Origin of the sequence: Sphaerisporangium viridialbum (assembly GCF_049674955.1) — a bacterium.
GTDB classification, from domain to species: Bacteria; Actinomycetota; Actinomycetes; order Streptosporangiales; family Streptosporangiaceae; genus Sphaerisporangium; species Sphaerisporangium viridialbum.
This window is the reverse complement of the sequence record NZ_CP187232.1, coordinates 9,380,342-9,405,898: the sequence shown is the minus strand read 5'-3', so window position 1 is coordinate 9,405,898 and position 25,557 is coordinate 9,380,342. Positions and strand designations below refer to the sequence as shown.

At 71.0% G+C, this 25,557-nt stretch carries 26 protein-coding genes and 1 pseudogene; 8 read left to right on the top strand and 19 right to left on the bottom strand.

The genetic code is table 11. The features are described 5' to 3' along the window. Positions 1-9: 9 nt before the first annotated feature. The 4 genes from ACOZ38_RS42335 to ACOZ38_RS42320 all read right to left on the bottom strand — a co-directional run bounded on the left by ACOZ38_RS42335 (position 10) and on the right by ACOZ38_RS42320 (position 3,217). Complete coding sequence (locus tag ACOZ38_RS42335) at positions 10-804, bottom strand: putative hydro-lyase (RefSeq protein WP_424536475.1); 795 nt, start codon at positions 802-804, stop codon at positions 10-12. A 69-nt stretch (positions 805-873) separates the two neighbouring features. Further along, positions 874-1,764 carry a biotin-dependent carboxyltransferase family protein gene (locus tag ACOZ38_RS42330; RefSeq protein ID WP_424536474.1) on the bottom strand — a complete coding sequence of 297 codons (891 nt, stop codon included), beginning with the start codon at positions 1,762-1,764 and terminating at the stop codon, positions 874-876. A 44-nt stretch (positions 1,765-1,808) separates the two neighbouring features. Then, a complete protein-coding gene (locus ACOZ38_RS42325) occupies positions 1,809-2,429 on the bottom strand; it encodes a 5-oxoprolinase subunit B family protein (RefSeq protein WP_424536473.1) in 621 nt (206 codons plus the stop codon). Next, complete coding sequence (locus ACOZ38_RS42320; RefSeq protein ID WP_424537191.1) at positions 2,426-3,217, bottom strand: LamB/YcsF family protein; 792 nt, start codon at positions 3,215-3,217, stop codon at positions 2,426-2,428. Before ACOZ38_RS42320 ends, ACOZ38_RS42325 begins: the two co-directional genes overlap by 4 nt. Before the next feature lie 219 nt (positions 3,218-3,436). Here ACOZ38_RS42320 and ACOZ38_RS42315 point away from each other — a divergent pair, with 219 nt between their 5' ends. The 4 genes from ACOZ38_RS42315 to ACOZ38_RS42300 all read left to right on the top strand — a co-directional run bounded on the left by ACOZ38_RS42315 (position 3,437) and on the right by ACOZ38_RS42300 (position 6,931). Continuing rightward, complete coding sequence (locus tag ACOZ38_RS42315; protein ID WP_424536472.1) at positions 3,437-4,126, top strand: GntR family transcriptional regulator; 690 nt, start codon at positions 3,437-3,439, stop codon at positions 4,124-4,126. Positions 4,127-4,197: 71 nt separating this feature from the next. Then, on the top strand, positions 4,198-5,262 hold the full coding sequence (locus ACOZ38_RS42310; RefSeq protein WP_424536471.1) for a sulfite oxidase: 1,065 nt from the start codon (positions 4,198-4,200) through the stop codon (positions 5,260-5,262). A 25-nt stretch (positions 5,263-5,287) separates the two neighbouring features. Next, positions 5,288-6,397, top strand: coding sequence for a hypothetical protein (locus ACOZ38_RS42305; protein ID WP_424536470.1), 1,110 nt, complete (start codon positions 5,288-5,290; stop codon positions 6,395-6,397). A 51-nt stretch (positions 6,398-6,448) separates the two neighbouring features. Then, entirely contained in the window at positions 6,449-6,931 is a 483-nt protein-coding gene (locus tag ACOZ38_RS42300) for a metallophosphoesterase family protein (RefSeq protein ID WP_424536469.1), read from the top strand. Positions 6,932-7,253: 322 nt separating this feature from the next. Here the strand turns inward: ACOZ38_RS42300 and ACOZ38_RS42295 are convergent, their stop codons facing one another. The 3 genes from ACOZ38_RS42295 to ACOZ38_RS42285 all read right to left on the bottom strand — a co-directional run bounded on the left by ACOZ38_RS42295 (position 7,254) and on the right by ACOZ38_RS42285 (position 8,962). Further along, positions 7,254-7,454 carry a hypothetical protein gene (locus tag ACOZ38_RS42295; protein ID WP_424536468.1) on the bottom strand — a complete coding sequence of 67 codons (201 nt, stop codon included), beginning with the start codon at positions 7,452-7,454 and terminating at the stop codon, positions 7,254-7,256. Between the two features lie 217 nt (positions 7,455-7,671). After that, positions 7,672-8,679, bottom strand: coding sequence for a glycosyltransferase family 4 protein (locus ACOZ38_RS42290; RefSeq protein ID WP_424536467.1), 1,008 nt, complete (start codon positions 8,677-8,679; stop codon positions 7,672-7,674). A 31-nt stretch (positions 8,680-8,710) separates the two neighbouring features. Next, positions 8,711-8,962: a hypothetical protein gene (locus tag ACOZ38_RS42285; RefSeq protein ID WP_424536466.1), complete on the bottom strand. Its 252-nt coding sequence runs from the start codon at positions 8,960-8,962 to the stop codon at positions 8,711-8,713. Positions 8,963-9,109: 147 nt separating this feature from the next. Between ACOZ38_RS42285 and ACOZ38_RS42280 the strand changes: the two are divergent. Then, positions 9,110-9,526: pseudogene (locus ACOZ38_RS42280) on the top strand (STAS domain-containing protein); the annotation flags it as partial. Between the two features lie 60 nt (positions 9,527-9,586). Here the strand turns inward: ACOZ38_RS42280 and ACOZ38_RS42275 are convergent. Together ACOZ38_RS42275 and ACOZ38_RS42270 are read right to left on the bottom strand one after the other, a co-directional pair. Further along, on the bottom strand, positions 9,587-9,937 hold the full coding sequence (locus ACOZ38_RS42275; RefSeq protein WP_424536465.1) for an STAS domain-containing protein: 351 nt from the start codon (positions 9,935-9,937) through the stop codon (positions 9,587-9,589). A gap of 125 nt (positions 9,938-10,062) precedes the next feature. Then, the gene (locus ACOZ38_RS42270) at positions 10,063-10,980 is read right to left on the bottom strand and encodes a LysR family transcriptional regulator (RefSeq protein WP_424536464.1); all 918 of its coding nucleotides are present in this window, start codon (positions 10,978-10,980) and stop codon (positions 10,063-10,065) included. A 297-nt stretch (positions 10,981-11,277) separates the two neighbouring features. On the opposite strand from ACOZ38_RS42270, the gene ACOZ38_RS42265 reads away from it, so the two are divergent. Beyond that, positions 11,278-12,219, top strand: coding sequence for a sulfite exporter TauE/SafE family protein (locus ACOZ38_RS42265; protein WP_405142090.1), 942 nt, complete (start codon positions 11,278-11,280; stop codon positions 12,217-12,219). On the opposite strand, the gene ACOZ38_RS42260 is transcribed toward ACOZ38_RS42265, so the two are convergent. From ACOZ38_RS42260 to ACOZ38_RS42245, 4 genes are all read right to left on the bottom strand, one after another. Next, positions 12,220-13,701: a glycoside hydrolase family 130 protein gene (locus tag ACOZ38_RS42260; protein ID WP_424536463.1), complete on the bottom strand. Its 1,482-nt coding sequence runs from the start codon at positions 13,699-13,701 to the stop codon at positions 12,220-12,222. Beyond that, on the bottom strand, positions 13,698-14,702 hold the full coding sequence (locus tag ACOZ38_RS42255; RefSeq protein WP_424536462.1) for a glycosyltransferase: 1,005 nt from the start codon (positions 14,700-14,702) through the stop codon (positions 13,698-13,700). Before ACOZ38_RS42255 ends, ACOZ38_RS42260 begins: the two co-directional genes overlap by 4 nt. Continuing rightward, entirely contained in the window at positions 14,699-15,838 is a 1,140-nt protein-coding gene (locus ACOZ38_RS42250) for a glycosyltransferase (protein ID WP_424536461.1), read from the bottom strand. Before ACOZ38_RS42250 ends, ACOZ38_RS42255 begins: the two co-directional genes overlap by 4 nt. Before the next feature lie 281 nt (positions 15,839-16,119). Then, positions 16,120-16,350 carry a UBP-type zinc finger domain-containing protein gene (locus tag ACOZ38_RS42245; RefSeq protein ID WP_424536460.1) on the bottom strand — a complete coding sequence of 77 codons (231 nt, stop codon included), beginning with the start codon at positions 16,348-16,350 and terminating at the stop codon, positions 16,120-16,122. Between the two features lie 516 nt (positions 16,351-16,866). On the opposite strand from ACOZ38_RS42245, the gene ACOZ38_RS42240 reads away from it, so the two are divergent. Further along, positions 16,867-18,567: an MFS transporter gene (locus tag ACOZ38_RS42240; protein WP_424536459.1), complete on the top strand. Its 1,701-nt coding sequence runs from the start codon at positions 16,867-16,869 to the stop codon at positions 18,565-18,567. An 88-nt stretch (positions 18,568-18,655) separates the two neighbouring features. Here ACOZ38_RS42240 and ACOZ38_RS42235 read toward each other — a convergent pair whose 3' ends face one another. The 5 genes from ACOZ38_RS42235 to ACOZ38_RS42215 form a co-directional block, all read right to left on the bottom strand. Then, positions 18,656-20,329 (bottom strand): alkaline phosphatase D family protein, encoded by a 1,674-nt coding sequence (locus ACOZ38_RS42235; protein ID WP_424536458.1) that lies wholly within the window; start codon positions 20,327-20,329, stop codon positions 18,656-18,658. A 480-nt stretch (positions 20,330-20,809) separates the two neighbouring features. Further along, on the bottom strand, positions 20,810-20,962 hold the full coding sequence (locus ACOZ38_RS42230) for a hypothetical protein (protein WP_424536457.1): 153 nt from the start codon (positions 20,960-20,962) through the stop codon (positions 20,810-20,812). Positions 20,963-21,127: 165 nt separating this feature from the next. Then, on the bottom strand, positions 21,128-21,409 hold the full coding sequence (locus ACOZ38_RS42225) for a hypothetical protein (RefSeq protein ID WP_424536456.1): 282 nt from the start codon (positions 21,407-21,409) through the stop codon (positions 21,128-21,130). Between the two features lie 22 nt (positions 21,410-21,431). Beyond that, complete coding sequence (locus ACOZ38_RS42220; RefSeq protein ID WP_424536455.1) at positions 21,432-21,875, bottom strand: SSI family serine proteinase inhibitor; 444 nt, start codon at positions 21,873-21,875, stop codon at positions 21,432-21,434. Between the two features lie 140 nt (positions 21,876-22,015). Then, entirely contained in the window at positions 22,016-23,212 is a 1,197-nt protein-coding gene (locus tag ACOZ38_RS42215) for a S8 family peptidase (protein WP_424536454.1), read from the bottom strand. Positions 23,213-23,829: 617 nt separating this feature from the next. On the opposite strand from ACOZ38_RS42215, the gene ACOZ38_RS42210 reads away from it, so the two are divergent. Beyond that, entirely contained in the window at positions 23,830-24,261 is a 432-nt protein-coding gene (locus tag ACOZ38_RS42210; RefSeq protein WP_424536453.1) for a hypothetical protein, read from the top strand. A 239-nt stretch (positions 24,262-24,500) separates the two neighbouring features. Here the strand turns inward: ACOZ38_RS42210 and ACOZ38_RS42205 are convergent, their stop codons facing one another. Beyond that, the gene (locus ACOZ38_RS42205) at positions 24,501-25,292 is read right to left on the bottom strand and encodes a hypothetical protein (RefSeq protein ID WP_424536452.1); all 792 of its coding nucleotides are present in this window, start codon (positions 25,290-25,292) and stop codon (positions 24,501-24,503) included. Between the last annotated feature and the right edge of the window lie 265 nt (positions 25,293-25,557).

Genomic DNA, 25,557 nt, shown 5'->3' with positions numbered 1-25,557 from the left:
CCGCGAGGGTCACGGCAGCTGGTACGCGCTGTCGCGGGCGTCGGTGATGGCCATGTGGCCCGGTGCGTGACCGATGGCGAACGGCGGGCGCGACCGCGTCACGGCGGCCTGTGGCGTGACCCCGCAGGCCCAGAAGACGGGAAGCTCTCCCGCCCGCACCTCGACCGGCTCGCCGTAGTCGGGCCGGTCGAGGTCGGCGATCCCCAGCGCGGCAGGGTCGCCGATGTGCACAGGAGCGCCGTGCACGGCGGGGTAGCGCGAGGTGATCCGCACCGCCGTCGCCACCAGTTCGGCGGGTACGGGGCGCATGCTGACGACCAGGGGACCGGACAGGTCGCCCGCGGGGCGGCACGCCCGGTTGGTCCGGTACATGGGGACGTTCGTCCCGGCCTCGATGTGGCGCACCGGCACTCCCGCCTCCAGCAGCGCCGCCTCGAAGGTGAAGCTGCAGCCGATGAGGAAGCACACGAGGTCGTCCCGCCAGTACGACAGGACGTCGGTGACCTCGGCGACCTGCTCTCCGTGCTCGTAGACCCGGTAGGCGGGAAGGTCGGTGCGCAGGTCGCCGTCGAACAGGCCCGTGGCGAACGCGCCGGGCTCGGTCACGTCCAGCACCGGGCACGGTCCCGGGTTGCGCTGCGCGAACAGCAGGAAGTCGTACGCGCGGTCCCTCGGCAGCGCGAGCAGGTTGGCCTGCGTCCAGCCGGACGACCAGCCGGAGGTGGGCGTGACCAGCCCCTCCCTGAACAGTGCGCGTGCCTCCCGAGGACTCAGCCGGGCCGGATCCACCTGTGTACGCGTCATCCGCTCCTCACTCCTTCTCCTGTCCCACGCCCGTCCGAGATGCCTGTGCGGGCCCATGCCTCCGCGGGCTCATGCCCGTGCGAGCCGGAAGCGGATGAACTGCCCCGGCCGGACCTGCGCCGCGCGGTCGACGTCGCGCGTGCCGACCACCGCGATCACCGGGTAGCCGCCCGTGACCGGATGGTCGGCCAGGAAGAGGGTCGGCCGGCCGGAGGGCGGCACCTGGAGAGCCCCCGGCACCATCCCCTCGGGCGGCAGCTCGCCTTCCCGTACCCGCTCAAGGCGCGGCCCGAGCAGCCGCATGCCCACCCGGTTGCTGTCGGCGGTCACCTCGTACGGCGCCGCGCACAGCGTCTTCAGGGCTTCCTCGCTGAACCAGTCGTCGCGCGGGCCTGGCACGATCTCCAGCACCGGCTCGCGGTGCTGGAGCTCGCGCACCGGCGCGAGGTCGACGACGGGGAACCCCTCGGGCGGCGGCCCGACCGGCAGGAGCGCCCCGGGTGCCGGGTGCTCGGGGCCCAGCCCGGCCATGACGTCCGTGGCCCGCGACCCCAGCACCTGCGGCACGTCCAGCCCGCCGCGCACCGCCACGTACGTACGCAGTCCGTCCCTCGGCACACCGAGCCATAGCGTCGCCCCGTCGGGCAGGCGTTCGACGGCCTGGTGGCCGGCGCCGCGCGTACGCCCGGCGGCGTCGGTGATCGTGGCCGGGCAGGCCGCCCCCGTGAGCGCGACGAGCAGGTCGCCGCAGGCGCGCACCGCCAGCCCGCCAAGGGTCACCTCCAGCGCCGCCGCGTCTTCGGGGTTGGCCAGCAGGCGGTTGGCCAGCCGCAACGCGCTCCGGTCTGCGGCCCCGGAGCGGCCCACGCCGAGGTCGCCACGACCCGGGCGCCCGAGGTCCTGCACGGTCGCCATCGGCCCGGTCGCCAGCACCTCCAGAACCCCGCCCCGCTCACGCACGCCGCACCTCCGCGAACGAGGCCCGCCCGCGCGAAGGCCGCCGCTCACGCACGCCGCGCCTCCGTGAACCGCACGCGCATGCCCGGGCGCAGCAGGGCGGGCGGGTCGGCGGCGACGTCCCACACCGGGACGTCGGTGCGGCCGATGAGCTGCCACCCGCCCGGCGACTCGCGCGGGTAGACCGCGCTGAACCCGGCCGCCAGCGCCACCGAGCCGGCCGGCACCCGCACGCGCGACTCGTCCCGGCGCGGCACGTGCAGCCGGGGATCGCCGCCGGTGAGGTAGCCGAAGCCGGGGGCGAACCCGGAGAAGCCGACCGTCCACATCGTCCCGGTATGCGCCTCCACCACCGCGCGCTCGGAGAGCCCGGTCAGCGACGCCACATCGGCCAGGTCTGCACCGTCGTACAGGACGGGGATCGTCACCTCGCCCGTCACCGGCCGGAACCCGCCCGCGGGGCGGGCGTTCAGGACGGCGGACTCCACCGTGTCGTGACGGGCGGGCCGTTCGAAGCGGACCAGCAAGGTACGGGCCGCAGGAAGGATGTCGGTGACCCCGCTCGGCGGGTCGGCGTTGAGCGCGTCGTACAACGCGAGCACCTCTCCCACGCCGCCCACCTCCACCAGCACCGCCCGGTCACCGCACCGGCGGAACGTCGGATTCATCGGTCCCCCTCCCCGCGCGGCACAGGTGCGCCGGTGAACGGTGCCAGCTCGATGCCGCCGGCCGCGAGCGTGGCACGTACTTCCCGGGCCATGGCCACCGCGCCCGGGCTGTCGCCGTGGACGCAGATCGACTCGGCCCGCACGGACAGCGGCGTGCCGTCCACGGCCTCGATCGGCTCGCCCCGCGCCATGCGCAGGCACCGCGCGGCCACCTCACCAGGGTCGTGCAGCAGCGCGCCTGGCCGGCCACGCGGCACGAGCGTGCCCTGCGGGGTGTAACCGCGGTCCGCGAAGCACTCGGTGACCGTGGTCAGCCCCGCCCGCTCGGCCTGGCGCAGCCACTCCGAGCCGGGCAGCCCGAGGACCGGAAGGCCTGGATCGTACGCGCGGACGGCCGCCACGACGGCGCCCGCCTGCACCTCGTGGTGCACGATCGCGTTGTAGAGCGCGCCGTGCGGCTTGACGTAGCCGACCCTGCCGCCCGCCATGCGCGCGAAGGCGTCCAGGGCGCCGATCTGGTAGACGATCTCGTCGGCCAGGGCCTCGGGCGGCACCTCGATGAAGCGCCGCCCGAAACCCGCCAGGTCGCGGTAGCCCACCTGGGCGCCGATCGCCACCCCGCGCGCTACCGCCGTCTCGCACGTGCGCCGCATGACCGTCGGGTCTCCCGCGTGGAACCCGCAGGCGACGTTGGCGCTGGTGACGACCGACAGCAGCGCCTCGTCGTCGCCGAGCTCCCACGGGCCGAACCCCTCTCCCAGGTCGGAGTTGAGGTCGATCGTTCTGATCAAGCGAGACACGATGAACTCCTGATTTCCGAGATTTCCCGTCCAACCGGTTCAGGACAGCTGCCGGGCACGGGTCTCCGGCGGGCCGGGCGGTGCTCCCGATGGTCTCTTGGCTCCCAGTCGAGCCACCAATTTCAACATAAGGATCGTTCAACGATCTGACAATAGCCTCATGTTAAGATTTCTTTCTGTCGCTGCGACGAAGGGGTTGAACAGGTTGTGACCGAGGGCGGTGTGCAGGCGGCCGAGCGTCTCCAGCAAGATCGCGTTCTGCTCGGGCGCACCAGCACGGCCGAGCGCGTGGCGGCCATCCTGCGCCAGCGCATCATCGAGGGCATGTTCGAGCCCGGCACCCGCCTGTCGGAGGAGTCGATCGGCGCGGCCCTCGGCGTCTCGCGCAACACCCTGCGGGAGGCGTTCCGCCTGCTGTCCCACGAGCGACTGCTGGTCCACGAGCTCAACCGCGGCGTTTTCGTCCGCCGGCTCACCGCCGATGACGTGGTCGACCTGTACCGCCTGCGCCGCCTCATCGAGTGCGCCGCGATCCGCCAGGGGGCCGCTCCCTCCGGCCGGGCGCTCGCCGCACTCCGCGACGCGGTCCACGGCGCCGAGCGGGCGGCGGCCGAGCTGCGCTGGGAGGACGTCGGCACCGCCAACATGCTCTTCCATCAGGCCATCGTCGAGCTGGCCGGCAGCGCCAGGCTCGACGAGATGATGCGGCAGGTCCTCGCCGAGCTGCGCCTCAGCTTCCTGGCGATGAAGAACCCCCGCGCCTTCCACGAGCCCTACCTGGGGCGCAACCGCGACATCCTCCAGCTGATCGAAGCCGGGGACGCCCTGGGCGCCGAGCGGCTCCTCGGCGCCTACCTCTCGGACGCCGAGCGGCAGCTCGTCCAGGAGCACTCCTAGATCGCGAGGTGTCGCGACCCCGGCCCACGGGTAACCGGAACAATATGGGCATATGGCACAAAAGGGATGACATGGTCGTGCACACCGTGCGGCCGTACAACGCCGAGCCGCCGCCGAGCGCCCTGGCCGGCGAGGCCATCACGCCCGTCGACACCTTCTACTCCCGCAACCACGGCTCCATCCCCGACCTGGACCCCGCCGCCTGGCGGCTCACGGTGGACGGCCTGGTCGACCGGCCGCTGACGCTGTCCCTGGACGAGCTGCGCGCGTCCTTCCCCGAACGGACCCTGGTGGCCACCCTCCAGTGCGCGGGCAACCGCCGCGCCGGGTTCCTCACCGTGCGGGACATCCCCGGTGAGGATCCGTGGGGACCTGGCGCCACCTCCACCGCGAGCTGGACGGGCGTGAGCCTGGCCGAGGTGCTGGCCGCGGCCGGCCTGCGGCCCGAGGCCGCGCACGTCGCCTTCGCCGCCCCCGACGTCTCCGAGCAGAGTGGTCCGGCCGAGCCGTACGGCGGGTCCATCACCGTCGCCAAGGCCACCGCCGGAGAGGTGCTCCTGGCGTGGGCGATGAACGGCCGGCCGCTGCCCCGGGCCCACGGCGCCCCGCTCCGCGCCGTCGTGCCCGGCTGGATCGGGGCCCGCAGCGTCAAATGGCTTCAGCGTGTCACCGCCCAGGCCGAGCCCTCCTGCAACTACTTCCAGGCCGTCGCCTACCGCATCCTGCCCCCGGAGGCGGACCCCGACCGGGCCAAGCCCGGCGACGGCATCTCCTTGGCCTCGGTCGCTCTCAACTGCGCCATCCTGCGCCCGGGCGACGGCGACCGGCTCCATCCCGGTCCTGTCGAGATCACGGGCTACGCGTACGCGGGCGACGACCGTGCCGTGGCCCGCATGGACGTCTCCCTCGACGAGGGCCGCACCTGGCTGCAGGCGGGCCTCGACCCGCCCGACGGCCCCTGGGCCTGGCAGCACTGGCGCATCACGGTCGACCTCCCCGAAGGCGAGGCCGCGATCACCGCGCGGGCCTGGGACACCACCGGCGCGACCCAGCCGGAGTACGCCGGCCACCTGTGGAACCCCAAGGGGTACGCCAACAACTCCTGGGACCGCGTCGCCGTATCCTGCCGGCCCTGAAGCCTCGCGCAGTAACATCGGGCCCGTGCGATTCTCCCCCGGCGTTGCGCTGGCCACACTGGTTCTGTCCGGCATCACCGTTCCCGCCGGCCCCGCCTCCGCGGTGGCGCCGTGGAGCGCGAGCGGCACGTCGGCGGCGGCGTCGGGATTCGCCCCCGGCAACCCGAACGGCCGCGCCTTCGTGCCGGCCGAGGCGCGCGCGGTCGACACCTCGCGCCCGACACGCGTCGTCGGCAAGGGCACCCCGGCGAGCTGCACGTCGCAGGCGGTGGTCTCGGCGGTGGCCAAGGGCGGCGTCATCACCTTCTCCTGCGGTCCGAGCCCGGTGACCATCACGCTGAACGCCACCGCGAAGATCCGCAACGCCAGTGCCCGGGTCGTCATCGACGGCGGCGGCAAGGTCACGCTCAGCGGCGGCGGCAAGCGGCGCATCCTGTACATGAACACCTGTGACCAGGCCCAGGGGTGGACCACGTCGCACTGCGACGACCAGGCCACTCCCCGGCTCACCCTGCAGAACCTGACCTTCGCCGACGGCAACGCCACCGGGCAGCGGGCTGACGGGGGAGGCGGCGGCGCCGTCTTCGTGCGCGGAGGCCGGGTCAACGTGGTCAACTCGCAGTTCGTCCGCAACCGCTGCGACCCCAGTGGCCCCGACCTCGGAGGAGCGGCCATCCGGGTGCTCGACCAGTCGCGCGACCTGCCGGTCCACGTCGTCGGCAGCACCTTCGGAGGTGCCCCTGGCCAGGGCGGCACGTGCTCCAACGGGGGCGCGCTGAGCGGCATCGGGGTGTCCTGGGTCGTGCTCAACAGCGTCCTGACGTACAACAGGGCGATCGGGCGGGGCGCCAACTCCGCACGCGGCGGCACCGCGGGGGGCGGCAGCGGCGGAGCCGTCTACGCCGACGGCAACCGGTTCTCGGTGCGCATCGCGGGCTCGATCGTCCAGAACAACTCGGCCAAGGAGGGCGGCGGGGCCGTCTTCTTCGTCAGCAACGACCGCACGGGCACCCTGACCATCGACCACTCGACCCTGCGGAACAACCCCAGCGCCGGATTCGAGACGCGTGGCTACCCCGGCATCTTCTTCCTCGGCGCCGGCAAGCCCAAAGTGATCTCCTCCACCCTCAGGTAGCCAGCCACCGGCCGCGCGGGTGCGCCGCCGGCGAGAGGGCAAGGGAACACCATGAGAGTGGTGGTGCTGGCGGACACCCACGCGCCGCGGCGGTGGAAGGCGTGCCCGCCCAGGGTGGCCGAGCACCTGCGCGAGGCCGACGCGATCCTGCACGCCGGGGACATCTGCACGGCCGGTGTGCTCGACGAGCTGGCCGCGTACGCGCCGGTCCACGCGGCCAAGGGGAACAACGACGGTCCTGATGTAGTGGCTCCCGAGACCCTGGAGCTGGAGCTCGCGGGGCTGAGGGTGGCGATGATCCACGACAGCGGGGCGGCGGCGGGCCGCTGGGCGCGCATGCGGCGGCGCTTCCCGGACGCCGAGCTGGTGGTGTACGGCCACTCGCACATCCCGCTCGACCATTTCCAGGACGGCCTCCGGATCTTCAACCCGGGCTCGCCGACCGATCGCCGCCGCCAGCCGCACGGCACCATCGGCCTGCTCCACATCGAGCAGGGGACCCTCCTGACCGCGGAGATCGTTCCTGTCACATGACGCACGAGCGACCCACGGAACCTCTCACGAAAGAGACGGCACAGGCCGCTGGATGGGCCGGTGTCAAGGCGGTGGCCCGATCCGGTCATTCGTCTGACCGTGAAATTCATGATCCGCGAACGGCCGGTGAAAATCCGCGGTCGCATTCGCCGGGTAGGGGGTGCCTGGATGCCGGACGCTTCGGCCACTAGGGGGGCCCTAAAGAGTGTCACGCGGGTTTCCTCAGTATCCCTTGCACATGATTCAACCGCCCATAAACGCCAGATACGGCCGGAGCTCCGGGCTCCGGCCGCATCTCGCTTTCCCCACTTTTCGCTGAGGCTCAGCCCCAGGGCGTGTTGCTGTAGAGCACGGACACCGGGAGCGTCACCGGGGCCGGGACCAGCGTGGAGGTGGCCGCGGGGGTGATGTTGACGGGTGCGGTCTCGGCCATCGCGGCGGTGCTGAGCGCCGCGGTGCCGCCGGCGGTGATGATCGCGATGATGATGATCCGGGCGGCGGTGGCCTTGATGTACTCCGTCATTTCAGCTGACCCCTCGTCCTGTGGCCGGTGGCCACGTCCGTGCCGTTTTCCTGCTCGCGAAAACGAAGCTATTAGGGGTCGCTATCCGCTCGTTATCGCTACGCTTCTCGTCCACCACGGGGGCGCGATAGCGCTTTCGGCCCGCGTCCGCGGCGGCGCGCTTTCGGGACCGGCCGCATGAGGTTCCCGGCCATGCGGGCGCCGGTGGTGACGAGCCCTAGGCTCGGCGCACGATGTCGCGATAAATGCTCAAATAGCCGGACACCATCCGGTCCGCCCCGAATCGACGCTCGGCCTGGGCGCGGCAGCCCGCCCGGTCGATCTCGGGGATGCGGGACACGGCGGCGACGGCCTCCTCGATGGTGTCCGCCAGGAAGCCCGTCACCCCCGGATCCACGACCTCGGACATCGACCCGCGCCGGTAGGCGATGACGGGTGTGCCACAGGCCATCGACTCGACCACGGAAAGGCCGAAGGGCTCGTCGAACGCGATGGGGTGCAGCAGCGCCGCGCTGCCCCCGAGGACCTCGGACCGCTGTTCCGGCCCGACGGCGCCGAGGAACCTGACCTGGTCGCCGTCGATGTGCGGGGCGACCTCTTGGTCGAAGTACCGTTCGTCCTGAATGATCCCGCAGATGGTCAGCGGCATGCCGCCCCGCCGGGCGATCTCGATCGCCGTGTGGGTGCCCTTGTCGGGATGGATGCGGCCGAAGACGACCAACCGCCCGCCTCCACGGGGGTTGAAGCGCAGGGAGTCGAGGTCGATGCCGTGGTAGACCGTGCCCACGTAGTCAAGCGCGGGGTCGCGGTCGGAGTCGGAGATGGAGACGTAGCTCGACCGGGCATGGGCGTAGGCGGGAAGGATGCCCGCTCCTGAGAACCCGTGCACCGTGGTGACCAGGGGAGCGCGGCAGTGGCCCGCGAAGGCCAGCGGCAGCCAGTCGAGGTGGTTGTGCACCAGATCGAACTCGGCCGACCGGCTCAGCGCGTGGGCGACGTGCATCGCCTCCCACACCCGCCCGTCCAGGGTCGGGTCGTCGGCGTAACCGCGGGGGCAGACCCCGTCGAGCGTCCCCGAGGTGATCGAGTCGAGCGTGGCGAACAGCGTGACGTCGACTCCCCGGGCGGTCAGCCCCTCGGCGAGCAGGCTGGTGATCTGCTCCCAGGGCCCGTAGTGGCGCGGGGGCGTGCGCCAGGCGACCGGCCCCAGCAGAGCGACCTTCACGAGGCGTCAACCGCTCGCCGTTTCGCCGACCTCACAGAGTGACGCCTCCGCTGGGCTTGTAGGGGCAGAGCCAGGCGAAGACCACACCGCCGAAGTTCACCAACATGGTGTGCGGCGGCCGATTGGCCGTTTCCGTGACCTGGAGCCGGATCACCGCACCGTCCTGCATCCACGCCGCGACGTCGTCCTCGGTGGGCTGGACACCGTGCAGGCGCAGCATCAGGTCATGGGCCTGTCCCGCCATTCGAAGATGTAACTCGCACGTGGGCTCGATGTCCGCCATGATTCGCCGTCCAAACGAGATAGACCCTGCTGAGTGTCGGCGTCCCTCCCAGCGTACTCCGGCCACGGGTCCGGACCCTGCTTGGTCATCTGCAATGGAGATGAGCCCTGCTGAGGTTGGTTGTTTCGCCATGGGTCCCCCCGAGAGATGATCGGTTCATCGAGGCAGGTTTCAAATGAAAGAACGTGTCTCCGTGCCGTATGGACTCCCTGCGGCCCCCCGTACGGCGAGCCCGTAGGAGTGGGCATGGACAGGACGGAATGCTTCGACCCGATCGTCGAGTTCGGCGAGGGACGCCTGAGGATCTTCTGGCTCAGGGCCAGGCAGAGCCTGCGAATCGAAGGGGACGTCGACTACGCCACCCTCCCCATCCTCGCTGACGCGCTGGCGTTGGCTACAGGGGACGGCGACACCTTGTACGTCGACCTCGGCGGTTTGGGGTTCATCGACGTCGGCGGACTGCGCGCCTTGGTCGCCGCCGCCTCCCGGCTCCAGGGCGGCCGTGGCCTGACGTTGCTCTCCGCGCCCCCGTACGTTCGCCGCCTGCTCGTTCTCACCGGCTGGGACCGTGCGCCGGGCCTGCATCCGCACGGTGCCCTCCAGGCGAGACGGATCAGCCGCTCCTCATGGGGCCACGAGCGCGGGTTCCGCCTGACGCGGGTCCAGAAGACGGGGGCTGACGGCGAAGGTGGCGGACAGGCCACTGGCCGTCAGCAGCCGGCGCAGGTGCTGCGCTGGAGCGAGCAGGAGCAGCGTCCCGCCGCGGCGCATGGCCATGCGCCTGATGAAGACCAGGACGCCCAGCCCGCTGGAGTCTATGAAGGTGACCCCGGACAGGTCGACGAGAAGCCGGCGTCCCGGCCGGTCCAAGGCGGTCAGCAGGTACTCGCGGAGCTCGTACGTCGTGAAGATGTCGACTTTTCCGGATACTCGGCAGATCGTCCGGTCAGACAGAACGCGGGTTGACAGGTCCATCAGGACCTCCTAAAGGTGGACGCGGCCGACGGCTCGCAGGCCCTGCCCCCAGTGAAGCCGATTGCCGAGCCCGGGGAAACGATCAATACGAGAAGCGGTCATCACAAGAACCGATGACCGGTAGGTCAGTCTGCGGGCAGGTCGGCGGTCGCCAGCCATCCGAGGCGGCCGGCCAGATGCCTGGCGCTCTCGATCACCGCCGTGACGTGGGCGGACGGATCGCCGGACCGCCACAGGAGCGACCAGGGATAGTGCGCGGCCGGTTCGGTCAGCGGCTTCCAGACCGTACCGGGCCGGTTGGAGGTGCGCGAGGAGGAAGGGACGCAGAGGACGCACCGTCCCTGGAGCACAAGGTCGGCCGCCGCGCGGTTGCTCTCGACGGTGCCCTCGTAGACCGTGGGCGCGAACCCCACCGAGCGGCACAGCTCGACGACGAACTGGTTGAACTCCGGTGTCCGGGTGTCCTCCCCGAGAAGCAGGGCCTCGTCGGCGAGCGAGGCGACGGGCACGCCCTCCTGGCCGGCGAAGCGGTGGCTTTCGGGGATCAGCACGCCCAGCGGGTCGAGCCGGACCAGCTCGGAGGCCACACCGGGGGGCGTCAGGGACGCCCGGCCGATGCCGATGTCCAGGCGGCCGTCGGCCAGCTGCTGGTACTGCTCGGGTGTGCCGATCTCCACCTGGTGGATTGTCAGCCCCGGATGGCGTTGCTGGACCGCGCGCAGGATCTGCGGCATCGAGTCGTAGCCGGCGTCGATGATGCCCGCACGCAGGGTGGGCGCGGACGCGGCGGCGGTGCGGGCCGCCTGGGCGGCCCGGCCGACGTGGTCGAGGATCTGGCGGGCCTCCACCAGGAACGCCGCCCCGGCGGCGGTGAGCTCGACGTGGTGGGTGCTGCGGTCCAGCAGCCGCACCTCCAGCTCGCGCTCCAGACGCTGCACCTGCTGGCTCAGCGCGGACTGCACGATGTGCTCGCGCGCCGCGGCCCTGCCGAAATGGAGCTCCTCGGCCAGGGTGACGAAGTAACGGAGTTGGCGTAACTCCATGTCCGTCACCCCCTTCCAGCCGGGAGCGCCGATGCCGACCGTCTTCCTCAACCATACTGGCCGGCCGCGCGTGATCGCCTGGACGGCGGGCTTACCGATCCGTTGCCCGCGCGTGATCGCCTGGACGGTGGGCTCACCGATCCGTTGCCCGCGCGGTGAGCCTGAACAGGCCCCCTACCGGCGCGCCAAGGCCCGGACGGCCTCTTGACGGTGTGTGATCGCGGCCTCAGAGTCGTGTCGTAGGTGGCCACCTATCAGCACATGTCCCCCGATTTCACGCTTTCGCGAGGATGTGCCATGACGCTTACCGATGCCGCCGAGAACCGTCACGAACCCCTTCCCTCCTCCGTACCCAGCAGCCGAGCCCGCCTCGTCCTCCTCAGCGTCCTCGCCGGCGCGGTCGCCGCTTCCCTGTGGTCGTTCCACTTCGTGGACAGCGTCATCGGGGACAACGTCGCCAACACGCTGCTCGGTCACGACGCCAAGGGCACCGCGATCACGGGTGTCGTGGCGGGAGCCGTCTTCGCGTTCGTGTCCGGCCTCGCCGGGACGTTCACCGCCTGCAACGTCGCCGCCTTCGGCGCCGTGGTGCCGCTTGTACGGCAGGGCGAATCGTGGCGGAGCCGCCTCCGCGAGACGATGCGTCCGCTCAGCAGGCTCGCGATCGGAATGATCGTGGTCAGCGGGCTGTACGGCGCGATCGGCGCCCTCTTCGGCGAACGGCTTCCGCAGCTGTCGACCGCCACCGTGGGCGACGGGCTGCCCGTCCGGCTGATCCAGGCCAGCGTGGTCTTCGGGCTCATCGGGCTCGCGTTCATCTGGCTCGGCCTGGCCGCGCTCCGGCTCCTGCCCGACCCGCTGGCGCGGCTGGAACAGCGCTTCCCGAACGCCCGGCTGGTGGTCCTCGGCGCGCTGGTCGGCGGATTCCTCATCGGCCGGCCATTCCCGCTGTTCCACAAGCTGTTCACCTACGCCGCCCAGACCCACAACCCTCTGTACGGCGCGGCCGTGTTCATCCTGCAGTCCCTCGGCAACGTCGTGGTCATGGCGGTGCTGTTCGCCCTGCTCATGCTCGTGGCCAGGGGCCGGTTCGCACGGTGGCTGACGGCCAGGCCCGCCCGTCTGGCGACCGTGACCGCGGTGGCGTTCATTGTCGCTGGCACGTTCACCTTCCTGTACTGGGACGTCCGGCTTCCCGCGATGTTCGGCTACGGCTGGTACCCCACGGCTTCCTGGTAGTCAGCCCGAACCGGCGGAGACCATCGCCTCCGCGAGGGTGTCGAGGGCCACGTGGGCGAACCCGATCCGGGCGTCGCTCGCCCCGTACGGCAGCCACAGCGCGCCCCCGTGCAGCAGGCCTCCGCAGGAGTACACGACGTTGGGCACGTACCCCTCACGCTCGGTCTCATCGGGCGTGAGGAGCGTGCCCGGCAGTGTGGCGATCACGCGGTGCGGCTCGTCGAGGTCGAGCAGCAGCGCGCCGATGGCGTAGCGGCGCATCGGGCCGACACCGTGGGTCAGTACGAGCCAGCCCAGCTCGGTCTCCATGGGGGATCCGCAGTTGCCGACCTGGATCAGCTCCCAGCCGTTGGCGGGAGCGTGGAGCAGTGCCGGCCGCTGCCACCTGTTGTGCCGGTCGAGCGAGGTCAGGCCGATGGTCTCGCCGTCGGAGCGGCACAGCGCGAGCCGGCGCCCGCCCACCAGGCGGGGGAACAGCGCCATCCCCTTGTTGGCGGCCGCCGGGCCGCGCAGGGGCGTGACCTCGAAGCGCCCGAAGTCGTCGCTGGCGAGCATGCGGGAGCTGATGTGCCGCCCGTCATAGGCGGTGTAGGTCGCCCGGTAGCAGGGCTCGCCGTCCTCTCCCGGGACCCTCACGAAGCGGGCGTCCTCCATCCCGTTGCTCTCCGCCGCGTTGGCGGGCCAGAGCACCCGCCGGTCGAGGGGCACGTCGTCGGGGAAGCCCACGGCGTAGTCCGAGGCGGTCGCGCGCCGCAGTTCCTCCACGGTCCTGTGCGTGGTGGTGCGGGTGAGCAGGTCGGCGGGGAGCTTGGCCACCGCCTGCTCGAAGTCGTCGTCGTCGAAGAGCTCGGGCAGCGAACCCAGCAGGGTCGCGGAGACCTCGTTGTCCCAGTCCTCGTCGGCGAGCCCGGCAGCCAGCAGGTCGCGCCGGTGGTGGGTGCTCTGCCGCCGGCCCACGGCCAGCGGCCCCGAGCGGTCGGCGACGGTGAGCTCGGTGCCGGGCCCGATCAGCGCCGTGGCGAAGCCGATGGACGACAGGTGCCCCTCGCCGATCTGCCGCATACTGATCACCACGCGAAGCTGCCCGGGGAGCACGCCCGACTGGTCCGGGTGGGCCACCATCGAGGGATTGCACAGCGCGGCGGCCTCCACGGCGTACTCGTGGCTGAAGTAGGCGCCGACGAGGAGGCGGGCGTCCGGGGGCAGGTCCACGTGGCGGGGAACCCTGTAGCGGACCAGGTCGTAGTGGTGGAGGAAGGTCGCCTCCAGGTCGTGGTGCCGGTCGCCGAACCGCCACAGGGTCTCCCGCAGCATCTCCCCGGTCTCGTGAGGATCGAGAAGGGTGATGCGGTCGATCAGGGCGGCGGCACGCGTACGCGCCACGGCCGCGTCCTCACCGGGCACGAACAGCTTGATGATCACTCGTCGCGGGTCGGGGGAGAGGGTCAGGCCGAGCCGCACGGCCAGGTCCCGGCCGGTCATAACAGGTTCCCGGCGTGCTGCATGGTCGAGATGAGCGCGATGGTGGACTCCGCACCTTGGTTGAGGTTGGGGCCGTGCTCGGTCAGCCCGTCGTAGCCGCCTCCGGTCGCGGGGTCCCACATCGGCGCGCCGAGGTCGTTGGCGCCCTCGAACCACGCCGCCGCCCGTCGTACACCCGCCCGCCAGCGCGGGTCGCCGGTGACGGCGGACGCGGTGGCGCAGGCGTCCGCGAGCGCGGCGACCTCGATGGGCTGCTGGTCGTGACGGGGCCGTGGGCCGTGCTGCCGCCGGCCGGCGACAGGGACGACCGACAGCCGTCCGTCCCTGGTCTGGACGTCGTCCAGCCAGGCCAGCATGCGCAGGCCGGCGCCGAGCATCGAGCTGTCGCCGCCGAGGTCGCCGGCGGCGATGACCACCTCGGCGAGGGCGGCGTTGGCATAGGTGAGCCGAGGCTGCGGCCACGGCCAGCCGGGATCCTCGGCGGGCGCGCCGACCGACTTGGCGGCGTCCATGAGCAGGTCGGCGGCCAGGGTGCTGTCCGGACGCACGCGCAGGACCTCCGCCGCGCCGAGCCCGGCGAACGCCATGGCACGCGGGTGCGGCGACCGCCGCGCGGCGCCGAGCGTGAAGGCGAGCAGCGCCTCCTCGCGGATCCAGGGTGCGGAGTCGCGGGCCGCCGCGGTGCCGAGGCCCCACATCGCGCGTCCCCACCAGTCACCGACGCCGGGCTCGTCGGCCCAGCGCCGGTCGTAGCCGAGCCGGTTGTGGAAGGCGCCGGTGCCGTCCTGCGCGTGGGTGAGAAAGGACAGGTAACACTCCGCGAGCCGTATGACCTCGGGTGGGGGCGCGGGTTCGCGGCTGGCGACGACGAGCCCGCGGGCCACGTCGTCGGTGCAGTAGCCGTGCTCGCGGCGGACGACGGCGTGCCTGGCGTGCTCGAACAGCCCGGTGTCGTCGCTCAGCCGTAACAGGTGCCTGAATCCCGGAGCGGCGGGGCTCACGGCATCGCCACGGCCACGGCCGACGGCCGTGCGCCGATCAGGCTCCGGGCGAGCTCGTCGTAGCGTGCCGCCACGGCGGGCCACAGCAGGGCCGGGACCAGGGCGGCCGTGCCCTTGGTCAGGTCCTTCGCGAGGCCGGGTTCGGTGAGGATCCGGCGCACGGCCGAGGCGAGCGCCGCGGGGTCCTCATGGGGTACCAGCAGGCCGGGACCGCCGGTGAGCAGTTCCACGGCATGCGGGAACGACGTGGCGACGATCGGGACGCCGGCGGCCACGGCCTCGATCAGGACGCCCGAGGTGACCTGCTCGGGGGAGTCGTACGGCAGCAGGACCACGTCCGCGGACCGGATCAGCCGGCTCAGCGAGGCCTCGTCACGGTATACGGGGTCGTAGCGCACGGAGGCGGACACGCCGAGCCTCGTGCCGATCCGGTGCAGGCGGTTACGGTAGGCCTCCCCGTGATGCTCCAGCACCTTCGGATGGGTCTTCCCCGCGACGGTGTACGTGGGCGTGGGAATGAGGTCCCCAAGGAGGGCGAGCGCCCGCAGGGCCCACTCGATGCCCTTGCCGGGGCCGATCAGCCCCCAGGTGAGCAGGTGGGGACGGAGGCGGCGCTGAGCCGAGACGCGCGTGTGGTCGGCGGCCCCGTGCGGGATGACCGACACCTTGGCGCCGTCGACGTGGTAGCCGGCGAGCAGCCGGTCGCGGGCGGTGCCGGTCATGGTGACGACCGCGCCTGCCGCCTCGACGATCTGCTCCAGCAACCTCCGCTGCCTCGGGGTCGGCCGCGTCAGGACGGTGTGCAGGATCACGATGCTCGGTACGGTCAGCCTGCGCAGCAGCGGCAGGACGTCCTGGCCGTCCGGGCCCGGGTAGATGCCGTATTCGTGCTGGACGATGGCCACGTCGAAGCGATCGAGGGCGGACGCCGCCGCCTGCCAGCCGTCCGATCTGCCGGGTCCCCAGGTGTGCACCACCCCGGGAATGGAGCGCTCGTCGTCGCCCTCGGTGGTGACACGGACCGTCCCGCCGCGCATGCCGCCCTTGGTGAGGTGGGCCGCCAGGGCGGAGTTGAAGGTGGCGAGGCCGCATTGCGTGGGCGGGTGGGTGCTGAGAAAGCCGTATGTACAGGCCAAGTGCCATGCCTTCCGGTATTCGGCCGATCCGGTGCGGATGCGGGCCTCACGCGGTGAAGACGTCCATCGCCAGCGTGTGTGACGGATGGAGGTGAGCCTGGCGCCGGGGGCCGTCCTCGTGCGGGGCCCGGCGATCGCTCCTGTCAGCCCGACCTGAAGGGCGCTGGTGGCTCCTCGTTCTCCGCCCCCGCGTTCGGGAACGGGGGCGCGCCGCCGTAGCGCTCGACCGCTCGGTCAGAAATGATCATCAGTCCTCTTTTGTCATGGCCGTTCGCTCTGGTTCACACGGCGCGTCCGTGGACGTAGCACCACCGCCACGGCGGTTCCGCGCCGAGCGCGACGGCCACCGGGTGATCGCTCTCTTCGTAGTGAGCCCGGGCGTGGCAGCCCGGCGAGGAATCGGAACAGGCGACCCAGCCGCAGGTCAGGCAGGCCAGAAGCCCCTCCCAACCCAGGCCGAGGTCCAGGCACTCCGCGCATTCCGGCGAGCCGGGCTCCGCGGAAGGAGTCATGGCGAAATGGGTGCAGCGCGGCGCCTGACCGTTCAGACCGCCTGCGTGCGCGGTCATATCCAGGCCCTTGAGGCTCGGGACCACAACGTCCCCCCAACGATGACAGCGACGCGAGCTGCGCCGGCCGAACGCTCTCAGTTCACGCGATGCGCGAGTCCGGGGAAAGGGCCGATCCCAGCAAGCCTCATCAGCGGCCCCGATGGCCACCGGGTTCGTCCACCTGGATCGCGGTCCGGGACGGCCGTCCGCCGAACATAAAAACCTTCTTGACAAAAAAGATTGTCGGTGAGACGGTATTCACATGTTCGAAGTGACGCGGACCGGAGGCCGGCAGCGGCGGCGGTTCCACGGCGCGGAGAACAGCGTGCGGATCATCAGCGAAGTTCGACGGCCAGGGAGGACGGCGGCGCCACGGAGCCGCCCGTCCACCCGCCCGGCCGGATACCAGGGCAGGGCGCAGTCCGCCTGCGTCACGACCCGCTGTGTCGCGGACCACCGATCACGAAGGAATGTGCGATGAATGCGAACCTCGAGACCGGCCCGGGTTCACGGGCCGGTCGGCGTGAATGGATCGGGCTGGCGGTGCTGGCCCTGCCCACCCTGCTGCTGTCGCTGGACATCAGCGTGCTCTACCTGGCCCTGCCACACCTGAGCGCCGGACTGGGCGCCGACTCCACCCAGCAACTATGGATCCTGGACATCTACTCGTTCATGCTGGCCGGGTTCCTGGTCACCATGGGCACCCTGGGCGACCGGATCGGCCGCCGCAAACTCCTGCTCACCGGCGCCGCCGCGTTCGGCGTGGCCTCCATCCTGGCCGCCTACTCGGTCAACCCGCAGATGCTCATCGCCTCCCGCGCCCTGCTCGGCATCGCCGGCGCCACCCTGATGCCCTCCACCATGGCCCTGATCCGCAACATGTTCAAAGACCCCAAGCAAATGGGCTCGGCCATCGGCGTCTGGTTCGCCTGCTTCATGGGCGGCATGACCCTGGGCCCCCTGGTCGGCGGCCTGCTCCTGGAGCACTTCTGGTGGGGCTCGGCCTTCCTGCTCGGCGTCCCGGTCATGATCCTGCTGCTCATCGTCGGCCCCCGCCTGCTCCCCGAATACCGCGACCCAAACGCCGGACGCCTCGATCTGGCCAGCGTCGCCCTGTCCCTCGGCGCGATCCTGCCCGCCATCTACGGCCTCAAAGAACTCGCCCGCACCGGCATCCACCCCACCCCCCTGGCCGCCCTGGCCGCCGGCATCACCCTGGGCATCATCTTCACCCTGCGCCAGCGCACCCTCACCAACCCCCTGCTCGACCTGCGCCTGTTCGCCAACCGCTCCTTCAGCGCCGCCATGGGCATCGGCCTGATGGCCGGCATCGTCATGGCCGGCGCCAGCCTGCTGTCCAGCCTCTACCTGCAAACCGTCCAAGACCTCAGCCCCATGAACGCCGGCCTGTGGCTCCTGCCCCAGAACATCGCCATGGTCATCGGCTCCATGGCCGCCCCCGCCCTGGCCCGCACCATCCGCCCCGCCTACGTCATCACCGCCGGCCTGCTCCTGGCCGCCACCGGACTACTCATCCACACCCAACTCGCCCCCACCGGCGGCCTGCCCTACCTGGTCACCGGCCTCATCCTCGCCTCCCTGGGCATCGCCTTCCCCATGTCCCTCACCATGAACCTCATCATGGCCTCCGTACCCCCCCACAAAGCAGGCTCAGCCGCCTCCATCAGCCAGACCAGCGGCGAATTCGGCATCGCCATGGGCATCGCCTCCCTGGGCAGCCTGGCCACCCTCATCTACCGCACCGACCTCACCACCCACCTGCCCACCGGCCTGCCCACCACCGCCGCCCACACCGCAACCGAATCCATCACCGCCGCCCTCACCACCGCCCACCACCTCACCGGCACCACCGCCACCGACCTCATCACCACCGCCCGCACCGCCTTCACCACCGGCCTCAACACCGTCGCCGCCGTCGGCGCCACCATCTTCATCCTCCTGGCCCTCATCTCCGCCACCATCCTGCGCAACAGCCACCAACCCACCACCACCCCCCAAACCGACCACACCGACCAGACCCCCCACACCGACCACACAGACCAGACCGCCGACCAGCAGCCGAGCCGGCCCGCCACCACCGACCACACCCACCACGACCACACCCCCACCCACCACCCCGCCAAAGACGACCACCCCGTCCTGGCCACCATCGACTGACCCCCCAACCCCGCAAAACCGGAGCTGGGCGCCCACGGAACCACCCGTGGCCGCCCAGCTTCTTCCATGTGCGTTCTTCTCGCGCGGGTCAGGGGCGCTTGGTCTCCAGCTCCACGGTCTCCTCGACGGTGATCGGGCGGGCCACCCGGAGCGAGGGGTCGAGCGGGCGCAGGTAGGTCTGCCGCACGCCGGGCGCCCGGTCCTCGATGACGAAGGTCGCCTTGGTGTGCACCTCGGACCCGGGCTCCTGGACATGCGGCACCACGCGGAAGTCGGAGGTCATGAGGTCGCGCTCGATCTTCGTCATCACGTAGCCCCGCTGGTTGTTGTAGAACTTCAGGTGCGGGTTGATGGCGAGGTACGGGTGCGTGGCCGGGTCGGAGTCCGCGCCGTCGCCGCCGGTGGTGATCGAGGTGGCGACCAGCTCGGAGCCGACCGAGGGGCCGGTCGGGTCGTCGTAGTCGAGCTTCAGGTCGCTGGCCCAGTGCGCGTGCACGTCGCCGGTGAGCACGACGGGGTTGCGCACCTTCGCGTCCACCCATCCCTGGGTGATCCGCTGGCGGGAGGCGACGTAGCCGTCCCAGGCGTCCTGGCTGGTCACCTTGGCGGGCCCGGCGTTGTTGTCACGCTGGGCGAAGAAGACCTGCTGGCCGATGATGTCCCACTGGGCGCGGGAGGCGCGGAAGCCGTTCAGCAGCCACTCCTCCTGCGCGGCACCGGTGATCGAGCGGGCCGGGTCCACGGCCGCCGGGCAGTCGCGGTAGCCGTCGCCGCAGCCCTGGTCGTCGCGGTACTGCCGGGTGTCGAGCATATGGAAGGTGGCCATGCGCCCCCACCGGATGCGCCGGTAGAGCTGCATGTCGATGCCGCGCGGTATGGAGGTGCGGCGCAGCGGCATGTTCTCGTAGTACGCGCGGAAGGCGGCCTCGCGGCGGGCGAGGAAGTTGGGCTCGGGCTTCTCCGGCACCTCGTCGGCCCAGTTGTTGTCGACCTCGTGGTCGTCCCAGACGACCAGCCACGGCGCGGCGGCGTGCGCGGCCTGCAGGTCCGGGTCGGCCTTGTACTGCGCGTGCCGCTGCCGGTAGTTGGCCAGCGTCTCGGTCTCGGGGCCCTCATGGTCGCGGACGTTGCCGCCGGGGATGGTGTAGGTGTTCTTGGTGTACTCGTACTGGTAGTCGCCCAGGTGCAGCACGAGGTCAGGGCGGTCCTCGGCCAGGCGCCGGTACGAGGTGAAGTAGCCGTGCTCGTACTGGGCGCAGGAGACGAACGCCATGGCGAGCGCCCCGCCGTACGCCAGCGGGTGCGGCGCGGTCCTGGCCCGGCCGGCCGGCGAGACGTACGGTCCGACGCGGAAGCGGTACCAGTACTCGCGGTCGTTGGACAGGCCCTCGACCTCCACGTGGACGCTGTGACCCCACTCGGGCGCGGCCACCGCCACGCCCGCGCGCACCACGCGGCGGCACTGGGCGTCGGAGTACACCTGCCACAGCACGGGGAACGAGCGCGAGGGCATGCCGCCCATGCCGTCCTCGGCCAGCGGCTGCGGGGCCAGGCGGGTCCAGATGACGAAGCCGCCGGGGTCGGGATCGCCCGAGGCGACGCCGAGCGTGAACGGGTCGGCGCGCAGGCCCCTTGCTGCCAGGCTCTGCGCGGTCTCCGCGGCGGGGTCGGGCTCGGCGAGGGCGGCGGTCGCGGGGATGGTGGCGACCGCGCCCGCGGCCAGCCCGGTCACGAGGAACGATCGTCGGTCGAGGTGCGACACGGGAGCTCCCTAGGCGATCAGGGGTGAGGGACGCTCGTAGCCTCGCCAAGACTCATGACTCCCCGGTTAACACCACAAGTCATGAAAAAGGCGACATCTGCCATCTCGGACACCTATTCCGGCAATTTCCTACCAGCCGGGCTGTGGTGTACCGCCGTCACCTGCGCGGCAGGGGAACGGACCCCAGTAAACGCAAATTACCGGTGTTCTCCGGGCGGTCCCGCGCGCCTGGCCGCACGGCATGTTTCTCGATATCACCTGCAGTTCTTTACTGATATGTCTGGTACGACGGGACGCCGGGCTTCCCTTCGCCGCCGGGGATTCGGACGGCGGACGCCCGCCCGAGAACCGACCCAATTACCGGAGTACCTGCAAGCCGCATATTTCATCCTCGCCCGGCAGGAACGAAGACCTGAACCGCGCCCCTCTCGAGCCCCCGACCTGCTGCGATACGCCCGCGAACGCCCTCGGGCTCGGGCGCTAGCCCTTGTACGGCCACTTCCGCTGGGTGGGATCCCCAGGGCCCCATCCGGACGCCAGTTCGCGGATCTCGTTGCGCGAGGCCAGAGGCTCGGACGAGCGCTTACCGCTCGCGATGTCTCGCAGTGTGGACGACGGCTGTCGTGCTTCCATCGGTGTTACCCCCTCTGCTTGGGGCCGGAAATCGGAACGTGCGATGGCACCCTGAACGCCGGGGAACGTGCCCGGCACTATGCGGATAAACATGTCCGCGCGTTCTGTGGGGCGCGTCACACAGATCCGGACGGCCGGGCGGCGGTTAACACCGGAGCCGATTCGTCACCGAGCCGAGGTGAAGAACAGCGGGCTGGTCCACACCTCGTGGCCGTCCGCCTGGACCGCGTGCACGTAAAGGGCGCTTTCCCCCGAGGGCGGGCGTACCGACAGCTCGCCGGCGAGGGTCAAAGGGCGCCGTACGGTCGCGCTCGTCCACCGGCACGACGGGCCGGAGTCGCCGGCGGCGCGCGCGTTCTTCTCGCTCGCCGCGGACCTGCTGTCCACGGCCTGATCCGGTCCCGGCCGTACCGCGTCCCGGCGAACGGCGAGGGGCCCGGTGTTCACCGGGCCCCTCGCCGTCGCGGGCTCAGAAGCTGCCCACGGCCCCGAGCGTGTTACGCAGCTCGCACGCGTTGCCATAGGTGTGCAGCGACGAGACGGAATGCCCGCCCCAGATGCCCACCGACGCCACGGTCACCGGGTCGTAGCTGAACGGGCACGCCGCCCCGGCCGAGGCCTTCAGCTTGGTGATGTCACCGCCCACGCCTCGCAGGGTTTTGCAGGCCTCCTGGGCCTTCGGGTGCGTCCCCCCGGCCGGCGAGCACTGCAGCACCACGACGCGGGACGGCGGCCAGGCGGCCGAGCCGGGGCTCACCGTCAGCACCAGCCCCTCGGCGGTCTGCGCGCCGGACGCGGCGGCGCCCGGCGGCGGCTCGGCGGCCGAGCCGGCGAACGCCGCCGGGGCGCCGAGCCCGAGGGCCGCGCCGAGGAACACGCTGAAGCAGGCGGTGCGCACTGGACGACGTTCCATCTACATCCCCGATCATGAGACGTTGAGCATTTCCAGCGTGCCCCGCGGCGGCCTCCGGACCTAGCACCGAACCCTCGGCCGCCGGCAAACGTCCTCCGTGACCTCGGTCAATGCCAAACCCCGCGAAACGGTGCGTACCGTCAGAGCCCCGCCGTGTAGAGCAGCCTGTTCTTGGTGGTGGACGGAACCCTGGTCAGGACGGAGGGGGTGGCGGAGTCGACGATCCACTGAAGGACGGCGGCCGACTTGTAGTCGCCGTAGGCCTGCTTGAACAGTGCGTTGACCCCGGTGGCGAAGGGCGAGGCGAAGGAGGTGCCGCTGCCCGAGGTGCTGCCGCCGCCGCGCTTGGCCGAGACGATGTCGGAGCCGGGGGCGATCACGTCGACGCAGGATCCGATGTTGCTGTACGAGGCGAGCGTGTCGCCGCTGGTGGACGCCCCGACGGTCAGCACCTTGGGCGCGCTCGCGGGGGAGATGTTGCACGCGTCGCCCGAGTTGTTGCCGGCGGCGACGCTCACCGACACTCCCGCGTCGGCCAGCGCGCCGGCCGCGGCGTTGGCCGCGTCCGATCGGGGCCCGCCGAGCGAGGCGTTCGCCACCGCCGGCTTGACGGCGTTGCGCGCCACCCAGTCGAACCCCGCGATGATCCCGGAGTAGGCGCCGGTGCCGTCGCAACCCAGGACGCGCACCGGGGAGATCTTCACGCCCCGCGCCACCCCCCAGGTCGTGCCGCCGACGATGCCGGCCACCATGGTGCCGTGGCCCACGCAGTCGCTGGTGCCGTTGCCGTCGCCGACACTGCTGTAGCCGGTGACGACGCGGCCGGTGAACTCGCTGTTGGACCTGTCGAGGCCGGTGTCGATGATGTACGCGGTCACTCCCGCGCCGGTGTGCGCGACGGTGAAGGTCCGGTTGAGCGGGAGGCGGCGCTGGTCGATGCGGTCGAGTCCCCATGAGGTCGTGGGCGCCGTCGGGGGGACGCGCCGCACGGTGCCCGCCTGCCGGACCGGCGGGTCGAGGGCGGTGGCGATCGCGTCCTCCTCGATCGCGCTGACAGCGGGACGGGCGCGCAGCTCGCTGAGCTGGGCGGGCGTCAGCCGCGCCGCGAAGCCGTCGACGACCTTCTGGTACACGTAGAGCGGGTGCACGCCGGCGGGGAGAGTGACGTCGGACGTCCTGGCACCGGGCTTGAACCTGACGATGTACTGCCCCGGGATGGCGCTGGTGGCGGGTGCCCAGGTGACCTTCACCGGCTGCCGCGCCGGGGTCGCCTGCGCGGGCGGGCCGATGGCCATCAGCGGGCTGAGTACCAGCAGGACGCCCGCAAGCCGTCTCATGCCACTGGGCACATTCGAGGTGGAACGGATTCTCATCGTGGCCCTCTCGCTGGTCGGCTGTCCTGCTGAGAGACAGTCGGCTGACTACGGAAATTAATGATCAACTACCCAAAACGATCATTGTTACTCTCTGTGACTGATCGGAGGTGGGGTCAAAGTCGCGTCAGCGTGGCCGTTCGCCGGACCGCCGGGACGTCCTGGAGGCGACGTTCTTGCCTTATGGCTCTTATTCGCGGATATCGCGGTGTTCATCGGCGGTGTCGCGGCATTGGGGTTTTATGGCGCTGCCAGGCAAAGCCGCCCGTGCGGTCGTGGCCTCCTGCCGGCCCCGATGACATCCTGCCCGCTCAGGTCATCCGGCGCGTGGGTCCACGACCCGGGAATCGGGCAAAAAGGCGGGTACGGATCCGGTGTAAAACGTACGGATCGACATTGCGGTTAACTCAGGTTCATTTGATCGTCGACCCTTAATCATTGCCGCCGTCTGACTGTTCTCCGCCCTTATACGTGTTCAGCCATTGGGTACTCTCTGAGCGGTCACATTCAGTAATCATCGCTGAACGGGAGGTCTGTTAATGGACGTCCGGGGCGATGATTCGTACAGGGAGAAGTCACACATGATTCGCCGTCTTCTGGTCATTTCGGCATGCGCCGGCATGGCCGTCATCGCTCCTGCCGCCATGGCCTCCGCCGACGCGGCCAAGCCAGCGAAGATCTCCAAGAGCGCCAAGGCCGACTGCTGCCCCTGCGGCCCCACGGTCGTCCCCACCGTCGTTCCCACGGTCGTCGGTGGCGGCTGCGGCTACGGCCTCGGCGGTGGCTACGGCTATGGCCTCGGCGGTGGCTACGGCTATGGCCTCGGCGTCGGTTACGGCGGCGGTTACGGCGGCGGCTACGGCGTCGGCGTCGGTTACGGCGGCGGCTACGGCGGTGGCTACGGCTACGGCGCTGGGTACGGCTCCGGCGGCGGCTACGGGATCGGCGTGGGCTCCGGCGGCGGTCGCGGCCTTGGCCTGGGCCTTGGCCTGGGTCTTGGCCTCGGCCTCTGACTCGCGTCATAACGACAAAGGCGGCGCTTCCCGGACTTCGGCCCGTGGTTGCGTCGCCTTTTCGCGTGCCAGTCGCTTCTGTGCCGGGCTTTCCGATTCACGGGCCCTGCGGATTCATCGGGGGAAGGCGGCCCTTCGGTCCCAAGAAGCGGCCCTTCGGTACCGGGAAACACCGGCGCCGGCACGGCCGGCCGATGGCCAGCCGTACCGGCGCCGAGATCACTCGATCACCTACTGGGTTATCGCGGTCCACCCGGCGTGGCACCGGCACCCGGGTTGACGTTCGGTGCATGGCCGCCGAGTCCGGGCGCCTGACCCGGGAACGCCGGTGGCTGCCCCGGGAACGCCGGGGGCTGCCCGCCGAGTCCGGGTCCCTGCCCCGGGAACGCCGGGGGCTGTCCACCGAGTCCGGGTCCCTGACCTGGGAACGACGGGGGCTGCCCGCCGAGTCCGGGTCCCTGACCTGGGAACGCCGGCGCCTGGCCGCCCTGCAGCGGCTGGATGGGCTCCTGGTGCACGGGGCGAGGCCCGCCGTGGGGCGGCACGGGGCGCGGAAGGGGATGGGGTCCGGGACGCGGGCCCGGGTAGGGGTGCGGGCCCGGATAGGGACGCGGGTGCGGGTACGGGTAAGGCCGCGGATACGGGTACGAACGCGGGTATGGGGTGATCAGGTAGTTCTTGTACCACCCGTAGGAGTCCCACGGCACCGAGTACGGCCAGGAGTTGATGTCGTACGGCCAGCCCCCGGGGACGCCGTTGTTGGCCGGGACGCAGTCGTACTGCGGGCACGGCGCCGCGAAGCACTGCTTGGGCGAGTACACGCAGACGTAGCCGGGCGGACACGTCACGTCGCCGCATCCGAGTCGCGAGCACGTGAGCCGCGAGGCGGAATCCGTCGAAGTGGCGGCGACCGCGGACCGCGCCGCCGAGCCGGCCGATGCGAAGTGCGCCGCGTCAGCCGACGCGGCCGATCCAGAGAACGACAGCCCGGCCGTGACGGCCGTGGCGACAAACGCTATGCGGATCTTCATGAATCCTCGAATTCCCTTCTTGAGCTCCCGGCTGAATCCACCGGAGATCCCGTGGATTCATGGGGCATCTCGTGCACAGGCCTCTCGACCTACCGAGATCATCGCATTAAGGGGTCGCTTTTCACTGCCGGCCACGGCATCGCCGAGGTCAGGAAACGGTAAGACGGCGGCGCGAATAACTGTCCGCGCCGCCGTTCCGGTCGTTTCCGAGGGGTCTGCTCGACTACTACTTGCTTTCTCGGGCACCCGCCGCCTTTTGCGATTA

Excerpts from the sequence above, each read along its gene's own strand:
- ACOZ38_RS42335 (WP_424536475.1), bottom strand. The coding sequence starts at position 804 with ATGACGCGTACACAGGTGGATCCGGCCCGGCTGAGTCCTCGGGAGGCA.
- ACOZ38_RS42325 (WP_424536473.1), bottom strand. The coding sequence starts at position 2,429 with ATGAATCCGACGTTCCGCCGGTGCGGTGACCGGGCGGTGCTGGTGGAG.
- ACOZ38_RS42310 (WP_424536471.1), top strand. The coding sequence starts at position 4,198 with ATGGTCGTGCACACCGTGCGGCCGTACAACGCCGAGCCGCCGCCGAGC.
- ACOZ38_RS42300 (WP_424536469.1), top strand. The coding sequence starts at position 6,449 with ATGAGAGTGGTGGTGCTGGCGGACACCCACGCGCCGCGGCGGTGGAAG.
- ACOZ38_RS42295 (WP_424536468.1), bottom strand. The coding sequence starts at position 7,454 with ATGACGGAGTACATCAAGGCCACCGCCGCCCGGATCATCATCATCGCG.
- ACOZ38_RS42285 (WP_424536466.1), bottom strand. The coding sequence starts at position 8,962 with ATGGCGGACATCGAGCCCACGTGCGAGTTACATCTTCGAATGGCGGGA.
- ACOZ38_RS42275 (WP_424536465.1), bottom strand. The coding sequence starts at position 9,937 with ATGGACCTGTCAACCCGCGTTCTGTCTGACCGGACGATCTGCCGAGTA.
- ACOZ38_RS42270 (WP_424536464.1), bottom strand. The coding sequence starts at position 10,980 with ATGGAGTTACGCCAACTCCGTTACTTCGTCACCCTGGCCGAGGAGCTC.
- ACOZ38_RS42265 (WP_405142090.1), top strand. The coding sequence starts at position 11,278 with ATGACGCTTACCGATGCCGCCGAGAACCGTCACGAACCCCTTCCCTCC.
- ACOZ38_RS42260 (WP_424536463.1), bottom strand. The coding sequence starts at position 13,701 with ATGACCGGCCGGGACCTGGCCGTGCGGCTCGGCCTGACCCTCTCCCCC.
- ACOZ38_RS42245 (WP_424536460.1), bottom strand. The coding sequence starts at position 16,350 with ATGACTCCTTCCGCGGAGCCCGGCTCGCCGGAATGCGCGGAGTGCCTG.
- ACOZ38_RS42240 (WP_424536459.1), top strand. The coding sequence starts at position 16,867 with ATGAATGCGAACCTCGAGACCGGCCCGGGTTCACGGGCCGGTCGGCGT.
- ACOZ38_RS42230 (WP_424536457.1), bottom strand. The coding sequence starts at position 20,962 with ATGGAAGCACGACAGCCGTCGTCCACACTGCGAGACATCGCGAGCGGT.
- ACOZ38_RS42220 (WP_424536455.1), bottom strand. The coding sequence starts at position 21,875 with ATGGAACGTCGTCCAGTGCGCACCGCCTGCTTCAGCGTGTTCCTCGGC.
- ACOZ38_RS42215 (WP_424536454.1), bottom strand. The coding sequence starts at position 23,212 with ATGAGACGGCTTGCGGGCGTCCTGCTGGTACTCAGCCCGCTGATGGCC.
- ACOZ38_RS42210 (WP_424536453.1), top strand. The coding sequence starts at position 23,830 with ATGATTCGCCGTCTTCTGGTCATTTCGGCATGCGCCGGCATGGCCGTC.
- ACOZ38_RS42205 (WP_424536452.1), bottom strand. The coding sequence starts at position 25,292 with ATGAAGATCCGCATAGCGTTTGTCGCCACGGCCGTCACGGCCGGGCTG.